Below are 12,381 nucleotides of genomic sequence, written 5' to 3'. Positions count from 1 at the left end.
GCGCCGGGGCGCGTCGGGGCGGTCGTCGGCTCAGGCCGGACCGGACTGCGGGAAGTCGGAGGAGTGCTCCGGGGCCAGCTGGGCGCCGGGGCGCAGCGCCACGGCCGCGTGGTTCACGGCGGTGGCGGCCTCGCCGAACCCGACCGAGATCAGCGGGACCCGGCCCTCGTAGGTGCAGCCGTCACCGACCGCGTAGACCTGCGGCAGGCTGGTCCGCATCGCCGGGTCGACCAGGATCTGGCGGTTCTCCAGCTTCAGGCCCCAGTCGGCGATCGGGCCCAGCTGGGAGGAGAAGCCGAGCGCGGCGACCAGCGCCTGGGCGGGCAGCTCCAGTTCGCCCTCGGCCCCCCGGACGGTGACGCCCTCCAGCCGGTCCGCGCCGTGGCAGGCGGTGACCTGGGCGTCGGTGACGACCCGGACCGGGGCGGCGTACAGCTGCTTCACGCTGTGCTCGTGGGCCCGGAAGCTGCCGCGCCGGTGGACGACGGTGACCGACCGGGCGATCGGGGCCAGTGCCAGCGCCCAGTCCACCGCGCTGTCGCCGCCGCCGACGATCACCACGTCACGGTCGCGGTGCTCCTCCAGCCGGGGCACGTGGTAGGCGACGCCCCGGCCCTCGAAGGGCAGCGAGCACGGCAGGGTGCGGGGCACCACGCGGCCGATGCCGGCCGAGATCACCACCGCCCCGGCGAGGACCCGGCTGCCCGCGTCGGTGGTGATCTCCCACCCGGTGCCGTTCGGCGTGAGGGTGGTGGCGGTCTGCCCGAGCAGGTAGCGGGGGTCGAAGGTCGCCGCCTGCTCCAGCAGGTTGTCGACCAGCTCCCGCCCCTTGACCGCGACATGGCCGGCCACGTCGTACAGCCGCTTCTCGGGGTACAGCGCGGCGACCTGGCCGCCCGGCTGCTCCAGCGCGTCGATGACCGCGCTGCTCAGGCCGCGGAAGCCGGCGTAGTAGGCGCCGTACAGGCCCGCGGGGCCGGCTCCGACGATGGCGATGTCGACAGTGGACTCGGTGGCTGGCGCCACGGCCGTCTCCTTTGGTGTTCGGAAGCAGGGATGGTCGCGGTCCGGCCGGCCAGGGCGCCGGCCCGGGATCCGGGGCCGGCGGCGCCGACGCGCTGCGGGCGCCGGGCACGGGAGAAGGCGGGACGGACGCGCGGAGAGCCACCACGCCGGTGGCTCTCGTCGCACTCACGGCAGCAGCGCGTCGATCCTCGCAACGCCCCTGATTGAGCGTCAAGAAGCCTTGGGTCGGCCATCGTCCGGGACGTCGGCGCGCTGGGCGAGCTCCTCGGCGAAGCGGCTCCACTCGCGCGCGAAGCTGCTCGCCAGGTCGGCCACGGCGGCGGCGCAGTGCGGCGGCACGGCGGCGATCAGCTCCTGACCGGTCCGCGCGTCGAAGTCGTGGGTGCCCAGCCAGCGCAGCAGCAGCCGGCCGGATTCGGTGAACCGCAGCGACGGGTCCTTGGCGAGCCGCTCCAGGATGCCCGACCGGTCGGCCGGCTCCGGGGTCCGGGACCGCTGGGCGGTCCGGGCCGGGAGGGCGCGGCGGTCCTGCCGCGGGACCCGGCCGGCCAGCCGGAGCGGGTCCTCGCCCTGCCGCAGCAGCCGGCGCACCTCGTGCGCGGTGCTGGACGAGATGCCGACGGCCTGCGAGATCTCCCGCAGGGTCGCCTCGGGCCGCTCGGTCAGCAGCGCGACCGCGGCCCGGCGCCCCTCGACCGGATCCACCGGACGGATCCGCCCGTCCTGGCCGACCCGGGCGCTCGACTGAGGATTTTCCTCGCTCGACCGGCGCCGGATCGCCCCCACGGTCTTCGGCGACAGCCCGGTGGTGCGGGCGATCGCCCGGTCCGACCAGCCCGGGTGGGAGGCGAGGATCCGGGTGGCCGCCGCCCGGCGGTCCCCCAGGGTCAGCGGGAGGCCGTGCGCCACATTGGCCTCCACCGAGCGGATGAAGATCTCCTCCTCCGGCCCGTCCAGGTACCGCACCCTGATCTGGCGCTCGCCGCGCATGGCGGCGGCGCGCAACCGGTGCATGCCGTCGACCACCCGCCGGGTGGCCCGGTGCACCAGGATCGGGTCGAAGGCCGTCCCGCTCTGGGCAAGCGTCTCGACATGTCCGCTGTCCTCGCCCGCGAGCCGCGGCGAGTCGGCCGGCCTCAACTCCGCGATCGGCACGCTGTTGACCTCGGACGTGACAGCCCCCGTCACTGCCACCACCCCCTTCTCCGCTACAGCCTCATAAGACAGCACCCTTCGATCGCTTGCCAAGTTTGTCAATCTCTTTGGCAGATGCTTGTCAAATAACCCCAGGTGGGCTACGTTGCCGCTGCGGAGTGATCGGGGGGAAGCCGGCCCGTACCGCCGCCAGGATTCACTGCTGAACAACCCTAGGGAAAGCACGATGAACACACTCCGCCGCACGCTCGCGCTCACCGGACTGGCGGTGGTCCTCGCATTCGGCGCCGCCCAGAGCATCCATGCCCTGACGGCCCACTCGGGCTCCGCCACCACGGCCGGAAAGGACATCACGATCGTCGTACCGGACGGCAAGGAGGGCGACATCGAGTGGCCGTGAGCCGCTCCGACCAGCCCTGATTCCACTGCGCGCGGGCCCCGGTTGACAGAATTGCCGGGGCCCCGGTGCGGGCTTGACAAATGACGGTGGCGCTGTGGCAGTGTCGTCGCCATGCTCCAGACGTCCCTCCAAACCCTGCCACAGCCCTACTTCGGCATCCGGCTACGGACGATCCGGCAGAACCGAGGCATCTCGCAGGCCCAGCTGACAGGGCCCGGCATGTCCGCCGCCTACCTCTCCCGTCTGGAGTCGGGCAGCCGCCCGCCGACCGACCGCGCGGTGGCCTACCTCTGCGACAAGCTGGACCTGCCGCTCTCGTCGTTCCAGGCCGAACCGACCGACCGCACCGCCGAGACGCTCGCCATGGTGGTCTCCGGGAGCGACGCCGAGGACGCCACCCGGATGCTGCTGGACACCGTGCAGCAGGGCGTCCCGACCCACCCCGCGCTGCGCTGGCAGTCCCTCTGGATGCTGGCCGAGAACCAGCGCAAGAGCGGCGCCCGCCAGGACCAGCAGCGCACCCTGCAGTCGCTCACCGAGCTGAGCGACCAGATCGAACACCCGCACCTACAGGTCAGAGCCAGGGTCCAGCTCGCCCGATGTCAGAGGACCACCGGCGACGTCCCCGCCGCCCACCGGATGGCCACCGAGGCCTACGCGCTCGCCACCGAGCACCAGCTCTCCCGCAGCGACCTGACCCGCACCCTGCTCGTCCTGATCTCCGTCGAGGCCGAGACCGGCCGGCTGGTCGAGGCCCTGGACCACACCGACCAGGTGCTCCGGCTCGTCGACGAACTCCCGGTCACCCTGCGCGCCGAGACGTTCTGGACGGCCGGCAGCATCCGGATCCGCCAGGGCCGGCACGCCGAGGCCGCCGCCCTGCTGGAGCAGGCCATGGACCTGCTGGGCGCCGGCAACGAGGAGCTCGTGCTCTGGATGCGGCTGAGACTCGCCGCCGCCTCGCTCTACCTGCGGATGGACCCGCGCCGCACCGACCAGGCCGAACGCCGGCTCCGCGAGGCCGCCCCGGCCGTCGAGCTGCTGAACCTGCCGGTCCACCAGCAGGAGTTCCTCACCCTCCGGGCCCACCTGGCCTTCCACCAGGACGACCACCCGGCCGCCCGGGAGCTCTGCGAACGGCTCGGCGACCACCCCGAGCACCTGTCCTTTCGGGACCGCGTCCGGCACCTCATGCTGCGCAACCAGCTGCGCATCCTGAACGGTGAGCGCGACGCCGCCATCCGGGAACTCGAACAACTCGCCCAACAGGCCCAGGAAGCGGCCAACATCGACCTCGCCTCCGAGGTCTGGCGCTCCCTCGCCGTCACGTTGGCCCAGGCCGAACGCCCCGCCTGAGCCGACCGGTCCGCCTTCCGGTCACCGTCGGTCACGATCCGACCCACCGGTGGAGTACGGACCCCGCTCGAACGTCGCGACGCGATGTGCCGGCGGCCGGAGAACCCGGCTCAGCACTCGCGCACCGCGCCCCCTCGGTGGCCCCCGTGCCGACCCCGCCGGCCGCCACCCGCGCAGCACCCCCGCCTCCTCCGCCGTCGCCGTTCCTCGCCGCCGGTCGTCTCGTGCTGCCCCCGTTGTACCGCCCTCACACTGCCCTCGCGTACTGCCCCGTCGCACGGCTTCGCGGTGCCCTTTCGTGCGCTCCCGCGCTCCCCGTGACTCCCCCGCAGCGGCGTCGCGCTCCGGCGCACGCCGGGACGGGAGGGCCGCCGGGTGCCTTTCCCCATCGCCACGGATTCCGTCCTGAATTTGGCGATGATCACACCTAATGCCCATATCCGGAAGATCTCCGGCCACTTAGCACCGTTCCGCGAACCCACGAAGACCGGCATAGCCGACATGTCCCGACGGGGAACATGAGAATTGCCCCGGAATCCCTTCCGAATCCTTGACAGCCGGCCCCGTCCACGCCGCGACAGCCCTGCGGGCCACCGGGGCGGATGCCCCGGTGGCCCGCAGGGTTCGGCGGGTCAGAGCACCGCCACCGCGGGCCGTTCGGCGGAGCTCGCGGCCCCGGCGGGCTTCAGGACGACGGCCGTGACCAGCAGGGCCAGCGCCAGCAGCCCGGCCGCGACCGCGAAGGCCAGGCGGAACCCGCCGGTCAGCGCCTCGGCCGCGGGGTGTCCGGCACCGCTCAGGGTTCCGGTCCGGGCGGCGGCGAGGGTGGTGAGGACGGCCACGCCGAGGGCCGCGCCGACCTGCTGGGTGGTGTTGAAGAGGCCGGAGGCGGTGCCGGCGTCCGCCGCGCCGGCGCCCGACATGCCCAGCGCGGTCAGGCCGGAGAGCACCAGCCCGCCACCGCCGATCAGCAGCATGGTCGGCAGCAGGTGGACGGCGTAGTCGGCGTCCGCCGGCAGCCGGACGAGCAGCCCGAGCGCGGCGACCAGCAGGGCCAGTCCGGCCATCAGGACGTTGCGCTCGCCGAAGCGGGCGTTCAGCCGGGCGGAGAGGAAGAGCGACACGGCTCCGATGGACACCGCCGCCGGGAGCATGGCCAGACCGGTCGCGGCCGCGCCGTAGCCGAGCACGTTCTGCAGGTAGAGCGCGAGCAGGATCTGGAAGCCGAACATCCCGGAGATCGCGAGGACCTGCACCACGTTCGCCCCGGCGACGGTCCGGGAGCGGAGCATCCGCAGCGGCAGCAACGGCTGGGCGGCGCGGGCCTGGCGCAGCAGGAAGCCGGCCAGCAGCAGGGCGGCGAGCGCGCCCAGGCCGAGGGTGCGGGCGGAGGCCCAACCGTGCTCGCCGGTACCGACGATGGTGTAGATGCCGAGCATCAGGGCGGCGGTGATCAGCACGGCGCCGAGGGTGTCGGCGCCGGCCCGCAGGCCTGGGCCGCGGTCGGTGTCGAGCACCCGCAACGCGAGCAGCACGGCGGCGAGCCCGAGCGGCAGGTTGATCAGGAAGATCCAGTGCCAGTTCAGGGCCTGGGTGAGGACGCCTCCGAGGACCTGGCCGATCGAGGCGCCGGCCGCGCCGACGAAGCTGAAGGCGCCGATCGCCCGGCCGCGCTCGCCCGGCTCGGGGAAGAGCGTGACGATCATGCCGAGGCTGACCGCGGAGGCCATCGCCCCGCCGACGCCCTGGAGGAAGCGGGCCGTGATCAGCATGCCCTGGCCGGTGGCCACCGCGCAGAGCACCGAGGCGGCGGTGAAGAGGGCGAGCCCGGCGACGAAGACCCGCTTACGGCCGATCAGGTCGCCGAGCCGGCCGGCCAGCAGCAGCAGTCCGGCGAAGGCGATCAGGTAGGCGTTGACCGTCCAGGTCAGGTCGGCCGACGAGAAGCCGAGGTCCGCCTGGATGGCCGGCAGCGCCACCGTGACGATGGAGCCGTCCAGGATGATCATCAGCATCCCCGCGCAGAGCACCGCCAGGGCGAGCGCACGGGAACGGGCCGAGGCGGCCCGGGTCGGGGCGGGCGCGTCCGGGGCGGATGCGCTCCGGGCCGGTGCGTCCGGGGCGGGCGTGCTGGGGGCGTGCGTGGTCATGGCGGGTCTCCCGGTTCGTCGAGTACCGGGTATGACGCTAGCAGATTGTTTTGTTCGGGACTATCTTTCTCGGGAAGGTCTCTTTCGAGATGCTCAGCTCCGGGAGCGACGGGCCCGCCGGACCGTCCGGTCGCTCTCCACCGGCTCCGCCAGATGCCCGCCCACCAGCTGGGTCAGCGCCGAGACGAAGACCGTCCGCTCGGGCTCGGGCAGCGACTCCAGCACCTCGCGGTGCACCCGGTCGGCGATCGCGGTGCCCTCTTCGACGGCGCGCTCGCCCGCCTCGGTGACCGAGATGATCCGGGCCCGGCGGTCGGTGGCGGACGGGCGGCGCTCCGCCAGGCCCGCCTTCTCCAGCTCGTCCACGGTGACGACCATGGTGGTCTTGTCCAGGTCCGACAGCTCGGCCAGCTGGATCTGGGTGCGCTCGGTCTCCAGCGCGTGGAACAGCACGCAGTAGGCGCGCGGGGTGATCCCGAGCTCGGTGAAGGCGGCCGCCATCCGGGTCGCCAGGACATGGCTGGCGTGGTCCAGCAGGCCGGAGAGGTCTCGGATCCGGCGCACCGGCGGGCTCGTCGTCATACGTCCGAGCGTAGCAAGGCCGTCTGCCGGCAGATGATCCCGTGAACAACGATCCCGCGGGGGCGGCGGCACACGGTACCGGCGGGCGGGGCAGGGCGGCGGGTGCGGCCCGGCCTACGGAATGCCGAGCTCGAACAGCGCGTACCCGGCGTACCAGCCCGCCGCGAGCGTCGGCATCGCGCACAGGCCCAGCAGGGTGGGCACCTTCACCCGGCGCAGCGCGACCGCCAGCCCGATGAAGAGCGGGAAGGCGGGCAGCAGGTAGCGCGAGATGTTGCCGAAGATCTGGTTGCTGCTCAGCGCGGTGAAGACGGTCAGCAGCGTGTAGACCACCAGGACCAGCGGCGGCCGGATGCGCAGCAGCAGCACCAGCAGCGCGGGCAGGAGCATCAGCAGGGCCACCGCGATCAGGTCGGGCGCGGGGTTGGACTGCCAGAAGTCCCAGTGCCCGGTGATCACGTCCAGGAAGCTGCGCGAGGTGGAGGCGCCCCAGTCGAAGTAGCGGTTCCAGGCACCCCGCTGCAGCTTGAAGTAACCGCCCCAGTCGCCCATCCGGTAACCGACCCAGCCGACGTACCAGAGCAGGCCCCACGGCGTGATCAGCATCGCGGTCAGCGGTCGCGCGACGCCGTCGGTGCGCCGGACCAGTGCCACCAGCGCGGAGATCGAGACGGCCGCGATCAGCGCGGCGGCGGTGGGCCGGTTGAGGCCGGCCGCGAAGGCGAGCAGGCCGGCGGTGAGCCAGCGGTGGGTCATCACGCAGTAGCAGGCCCAGGCGGAGATGGCGACGAACAGCGAGTCCGAGTAGACCGCCCACTCGACGCCCGACCCCGGGAAGAGGCCCCAGATCACCGCCGCGATCACCCCGGCCCGGAACCCGCCGAGCCGCTCGGCGACGGCGAAGACGCCGGCCGCCGCGACGAACGAGGCCACCACCGAGACCGCGATGCCCGACCCGTAGGGGCCGAGCCCGGTGACGGCGCCGACCAGGCGCATCAGCCACGGGTAGAGCGGGAAGAACGCCGCCGAGTTCTCGTAGTAGGTGGCGAACGGGAAGCCGTGCAGCGGGACCAGCTGCGGGTGGTAGCCGTTCTCGGCGATCCGCTGGTACCAGACGCCGTCCCAGGTGCCGAGCACGTCCCAGGGCTGGGCACCCCCGCCGCGGCCCGGCTCCTTCCGGAGGAAGTCACCGGTGTGCGAGAGCAGCAGCAGGAGCACGGCCAGGCCGGTGGCCTTCACCACCGCGTACGCGCCGAGCGCGGGCGCGAACCGGTCCACGACGGCGCCGAGGCGGCCCTGCCGCCCGGCCTCGGCCGAGGGGGCGCCGGTGCCGGACGGCTCGGCGCTCGCCGGCTCCGCGCTCGATGTACTCGATGCCGTGCTCATCAGCTCTGGACTCCCGCCCCCGCTCGTGGTCGGCGCGGCCACGATCGCGCCGCCGAGCGAGCCTACGGCACGGGATCGGGCCTCTCCGGCCGACCTTCCGGTGCCGCCCCGGGCCGGTCGCGGACCCGCCCCGGACCCGCCCCGGACCGGGCGCGGCCCCGGGCAGCGGGCCGCCGCCGCCCGGGTGGGGGCGGCGGCGGGGTGGGCGGGGCGGGGTCAGCCGTGCAGGTAGACGATGCCGAGCTTGGTGAGCCGCCAGAGCTGGTTGGCGGCGCCGGTGTCGGTGGCGAGCTCGACCAGGGTGTTGCCCTTGGCGTCGCGGCTGCCGCCGGCGGTGGCGACCTTGGTGCGGTCCTGGGAGTCGGCCAGCTTGTAGAGGCCGTCGCCGGCCGGCTCGAAGACCCAGTGCTGGTTGCCGCCGCCGTTGCAGCCCCACTGCTGGAGCCGGGTACCGGGGGCGGTGGAGCCGGCGTCGGCGTCCAGGCACATGTTCCGGTTGCCGCTGAAGTCGAGCTCGTAGCCGCCGCCCTGCTTGGCCTCCAGGACGAAGGACTGGTTCAGCCCGCCGGTGGGGGTGTAGGTGAGGGCGCCGCGGCCGTTGGTGGAGTCGCCGTAGGTGCCGCCGCCGGAGAGGTCGAGCGCCTTGCCGTCGGCGGCGGAGGTGAGCTGGTACCAGGCGCCGTCCTCCGGACCGTCGCCGAACGGCTTCCCCGGGGTGAGCGGCTGGATGGAGGTGGTGTTCCGCTGGTCGAGGGTGCAGTAGGCCTGCTGCTGGTCCGGCCTGGCGTAGAACTGGCCGAGGCAGACGCCCTCACCGCGGTAGCCGGCCACCCGCAGGTGGTAGGACTGGCGGACCATGTTCATGCAGAGGCCGGGGATGCCGATCTGCTGGTCGCAGCCGTTGCGGATCCACTCGGCGAGGTTGATCACATCGCCGTTGGTGTACTCGTACGGCGAGCTGGTCCACTCGGCGCAGACCTCGTGGCCGAAAGCGACCCGGCGCTGGTCCAGGTACCGGACGCCGGGCACCTGTTCGGCCGCGGCGCGCAGGGTGTCGCTGAAGAGCGGCACCACCCAGTTGTGGCCCCAGGCGAGGTCCTCGGGGAACGCCGGGCAGCCGTCGGCGACCTTGCCGACGTAGTCGTTGCGGCGGATGTCCGGGGTGATCGGGTTGAAGTAGGACTGGTAGACCAGCTGGTAGGCGTTGTCGGCGTAGCCGGCCCGGCGCATGGTCTGCCGGATGTCGCGCAGCGCCGCGACCACCTTGGGCTGGACCGCCCTGGCCCGCTCGGCGATCTCCGCGCTGCCGATGGTGTCGCGGCAGCCCTGGTCCTTGGGGACGGGGAAGTACTGCGCGAGGCAGTGCATCATGATCCCGCTGAAGTCGAAGTCGTCGTTGGCGCCGATCGTGACGACGACCATCTTGACGTCGTACCGGCCTGCCACGTCGGCGAGTTGGACGTCCTGCTTGGGCTCGCCGAAGTCCCCGCTGCCGGAGCCGGTGACGGCGGCCAGTTCGGGGTCGCTGACCAGGTCGCCGGTCTGGGCGCCGGAGCAGGCCAGGTCGATCGGGGTGACGTCGGGGATGCCGGTGACGAAGATCTCCGACTTGGGGTGCCGGTGGCAGTAGTTGGTGGGCGAGTCGGTCTCGGGGAAGTAGCCGTCACCGGTGTCGGTGCCGGCGCCCTCCCCGGAGATGGCACTGTCGCCGAGGGCGACGACCGCGGCCGGGCGGCCGGTGGCGGAGGCCGCGGAGGAGGCGCCGGAGTCGGCGAGGGCGGTGGGGGCGCCGACCAGACCGAGGGCGGCGACGAGGGCGCCCGTCGCGAGCAGTGCGCCGTAGGGGGAGCGGCGCGCGACCGACCGGGATCCGCGCGTGCCTGACAGGGGTGACCTGATCACTCGTGACTCCTTGCGGGGTGGGGGACCGCCCGACCGGGGACGCCGGACGGTTCGGAGCAAAGAAAGGTGAGCAGGTCTCATATTCTAGGTACTGACAAGTAACGCAACAAGGCTCCGGACAGCACCGGCCGGGACGCCCCCGGCCGGGCCCGCGTCCGCCGGCGGCGCCGGGGAACGCGGAGAGCCGCCGCCCCGCGCCCCAGGAGGGAAGCGCGGAACGGCGGCTCGCGCCGGCCGAACCGGGCGTCGGTCAGCCCGCGTTGACGCAGTGGTTGCCGAACGCGGGGTTCAGCAGACCGATGATGTCGATGGTGTTGCCGCAGAGGTTGACCGGGACGTGGACCGGCACCTGGACCTGGTTGCCGGAGATGACGCCGGGGGAACCCGCGGCGACACCCTCGGCGCCGGAGCTGGCCATCGCGGTGCCGGCGCCGGCCGCCACGATGCCTACCACGGCGGCACCGACGGCGGCCGTCTTCTTGATGCTCATAGGAGCCTCCTGACTGATCGACAGAACTGCACGGGGAGTGCGACATCTAGAACGACACCCGTCCGGCCCGGTTGCTGCACCGCCCCCTTTGTCACCCGGCTGGCCCAACGGGCCCGGGCCTCCCGGCATTCGGGTGATCACCGGACCCGACCGTTTCCCTCCGGCCACTGCCTCGTTCTCCCTCTCGGAACCCGTTCCGCACAGGCCCACGAGACGAATCGAGTACCGCACATGCGCAAGCTCGCCCACGGCGCCCTCGGCACGGCGGCCACCGCCGCCCTGCTGGCCGCCGGCGCCGGCGTCGCCGTCGCCCACCACGCCCACGGCGCGTCCGCCGAGGGCGTCGCGGCCGGCTCGCCCGGGGTGGCCTCGGGCAACCAGTTCGAGATCCCGGTGCACGTCCCGGTGAACCTGTGCGGCAACTCCGTCGACGTCGCCGGCCTGCTCAACCCGGCCTTCGGCAACCACTGCGCGAACGCCTGAGCCGGCGCGGAACGGCCGCCCGGCGCACCGGGCGACCCATCGACTCCGGGAGATCCGCCGCCGGTCCGAGCCCGTCCGGAATCGCTCCTGGTCGCGCGTCTGCGCGAGTTGTTCCCGGCCGTGCGGGAATTCCTCGCGACGCGCGGGTGCAGCGGCGGCCTCCCATCGTCCAAGCCACGGGCGACACGCGCCACTTGGGCCGCCAGAGTGACAATCACGGCAATCCCAGAAACCAGCGGGCGATGATTTCCCTTCGCCCGGCTCCCGACTCATTCCATTTACGGTCGGGCAGAAAACGGAGGAAGAACCACATGCGTAACCTCAAGAAGGCCGCCGCCCTGTCCCTCGCCGCCGCCGGCCTGGTCGTCGGCGCGGCCGGCGGCGCGTTCGCCAGCTCCGGTGCCGAGGGCGTCGCCGCCGGCTCCCCCGGTGTGCTCTCCGGCAACCAGATCCAGATCCCGGTGCACATCCCGGTCAACGTCTGCGGCAACTCCATCGGGGTCATCAGCATCCTGAACCCGGCCTTCGGCAACAACTGCGCCAACATCGGCTGAACCGGCGGTCGCCGCACCGGCGACGGCAGTTCCACCGAGTCCGTGCCGCATCCCGCCCCCGGGCGGGGTGCGGCCCGCTCAACCCGTGTGTGATCGAGGAGATCAACCCCCATGCAGAACGTGAAGAAGGCCGCCGTCCTCTCCGCCGCCGCTGCCGGCCTGGTGCTGGGCGCGGCGGGCTCCGCCGCCGCCAGCTCCGGTGCCGAGGGCGTGGCCGCCGGCTCGCCCGGCGTGCTCTCCGGCAACCAGCTGCAGATCCCGGTGCACATCCCGGTGAACCTCTGCGGCAACTCCGTCAACGTGATCGGCGCCCTGAACCCGGCGTTCGGCAACAGCTGCGCCAACGTCGAGGCGCACCCGCAGCCCGCCGACGACTGCTGATCCACGATCGGCACGCGTACCGGCCGAACTGCCCCCCGTCCAGCCGGTCGGGGGGCAGTTCGGCATACCCGGGCGCAGTACGGCCGCCCGGGGACCCGATCTCCCGAAGGTGACTGAGCATGGTTGCGAAGAGCATGGTTTCGATGAAGAGCGGGGCCGGCCTGGCCGCCGCCCTGGGCGCCGCGATGCTGCTCGGCGCCGGCGCCGGCACGGCGCACGCGGCGCCGGCCGAGGGCGGCGCCAGCCTGGCCAAGACCGACCTCGCCCAGGCGCTGGGCGGCACCACCACCGGTCTCGGCTACGGCATCGCGCCGGTCAAGGACCTGCGCGTCGACCCCTGGGCCAACTCCTCCGCCGACGTGCTGAACAACGGTGCGACCGTCCAGCCGGAGGACACCGGCCTGGCCCCGGTCAGCACCAACACGCTGACCGGTCCGCTGAGCGCCGGCGGCGGTCCGCGCGACCTGCCGGTCGTCGGTCAGCTGCTCGGCGCCCTGCCGGGCTGAGCACCGGCGC

General features: G+C 73.1%; 13 protein-coding genes. 6 read left to right on the top strand and 7 right to left on the bottom strand.

What is annotated here, in order from left to right; genetic code table 11:
• Window positions 1-30: 30 nt before the first annotated feature.
• Together ACZ4UX_RS02945 and ACZ4UX_RS02940 are read right to left on the bottom strand one after the other, a co-directional pair.
• Window positions 31-1,026, bottom strand: coding sequence for an NAD(P)/FAD-dependent oxidoreductase (locus ACZ4UX_RS02945; RefSeq protein WP_465705174.1), 996 nt, complete (start codon window positions 1,024-1,026; stop codon window positions 31-33).
• Window positions 1,027-1,236: 210 nt separating this feature from the next.
• On the bottom strand, window positions 1,237-2,214 hold the full coding sequence (locus tag ACZ4UX_RS02940; protein ID WP_329488282.1) for a ParB/RepB/Spo0J family partition protein: 978 nt from the start codon (window positions 2,212-2,214) through the stop codon (window positions 1,237-1,239).
• 193 nt (window positions 2,215-2,407) lie between these two features.
• On the opposite strand from ACZ4UX_RS02940, the gene ACZ4UX_RS02935 reads away from it, so the two are divergent.
• Entirely contained in the window at window positions 2,408-2,581 is a 174-nt protein-coding gene (locus ACZ4UX_RS02935) for a hypothetical protein (protein WP_329488283.1), read from the top strand.
• Window positions 2,582-2,692: 111 nt separating this feature from the next.
• A complete protein-coding gene (locus tag ACZ4UX_RS02930) occupies window positions 2,693-3,937 on the top strand; it encodes a helix-turn-helix domain-containing protein (protein ID WP_352286205.1) in 1,245 nt (414 codons plus the stop codon).
• Between the two features lie 632 nt (window positions 3,938-4,569).
• Here ACZ4UX_RS02930 and ACZ4UX_RS02925 read toward each other — a convergent pair.
• The 5 genes from ACZ4UX_RS02925 to ACZ4UX_RS02905 all read right to left on the bottom strand — a co-directional run bounded on the left by ACZ4UX_RS02925 (window position 4,570) and on the right by ACZ4UX_RS02905 (window position 10,447).
• Window positions 4,570-6,087 (bottom strand): DHA2 family efflux MFS transporter permease subunit, encoded by a 1,518-nt coding sequence (locus ACZ4UX_RS02925; protein WP_465705173.1) that lies wholly within the window; start codon window positions 6,085-6,087, stop codon window positions 4,570-4,572.
• A gap of 93 nt (window positions 6,088-6,180) precedes the next feature.
• Entirely contained in the window at window positions 6,181-6,669 is a 489-nt protein-coding gene (locus ACZ4UX_RS02920; RefSeq protein WP_329488286.1) for a MarR family winged helix-turn-helix transcriptional regulator, read from the bottom strand.
• 114 nt (window positions 6,670-6,783) lie between these two features.
• Entirely contained in the window at window positions 6,784-8,055 is a 1,272-nt protein-coding gene (locus ACZ4UX_RS02915; RefSeq protein ID WP_465705172.1) for a hypothetical protein, read from the bottom strand.
• A gap of 216 nt (window positions 8,056-8,271) precedes the next feature.
• Window positions 8,272-9,957, bottom strand: coding sequence for an RICIN domain-containing protein (locus ACZ4UX_RS02910; protein WP_465705170.1), 1,686 nt, complete (start codon window positions 9,955-9,957; stop codon window positions 8,272-8,274).
• 250 nt (window positions 9,958-10,207) lie between these two features.
• The gene (locus ACZ4UX_RS02905) at window positions 10,208-10,447 is read right to left on the bottom strand and encodes a chaplin (RefSeq protein ID WP_329488290.1); all 240 of its coding nucleotides are present in this window, start codon (window positions 10,445-10,447) and stop codon (window positions 10,208-10,210) included.
• Window positions 10,448-10,678: 231 nt separating this feature from the next.
• On the opposite strand from ACZ4UX_RS02905, the gene ACZ4UX_RS02900 reads away from it, so the two are divergent.
• The 4 genes from ACZ4UX_RS02900 to ACZ4UX_RS02885 all read left to right on the top strand — a co-directional run bounded on the left by ACZ4UX_RS02900 (window position 10,679) and on the right by ACZ4UX_RS02885 (window position 12,371).
• Window positions 10,679-10,930: a chaplin gene (locus ACZ4UX_RS02900; RefSeq protein ID WP_329488292.1), complete on the top strand. Its 252-nt coding sequence runs from the start codon at window positions 10,679-10,681 to the stop codon at window positions 10,928-10,930.
• A gap of 311 nt (window positions 10,931-11,241) precedes the next feature.
• A complete protein-coding gene (locus ACZ4UX_RS02895) occupies window positions 11,242-11,484 on the top strand; it encodes a chaplin (protein ID WP_329488293.1) in 243 nt (80 codons plus the stop codon).
• A 111-nt stretch (window positions 11,485-11,595) separates the two neighbouring features.
• Window positions 11,596-11,865 carry a chaplin gene (locus ACZ4UX_RS02890; protein WP_329488294.1) on the top strand — a complete coding sequence of 90 codons (270 nt, stop codon included), beginning with the start codon at window positions 11,596-11,598 and terminating at the stop codon, window positions 11,863-11,865.
• A 119-nt stretch (window positions 11,866-11,984) separates the two neighbouring features.
• Complete coding sequence (locus ACZ4UX_RS02885) at window positions 11,985-12,371, top strand: hypothetical protein (RefSeq protein ID WP_465705168.1); 387 nt, start codon at window positions 11,985-11,987, stop codon at window positions 12,369-12,371.
• The last annotated feature ends 10 nt before the right edge of the window (window positions 12,372-12,381 follow it).

Source organism: Kitasatospora sp. NPDC028961 (assembly GCF_055564815.1).
Note: the sequence above shows the minus strand (reverse complement) of the source record. Positions and strands in the feature narration are given on the sequence as shown.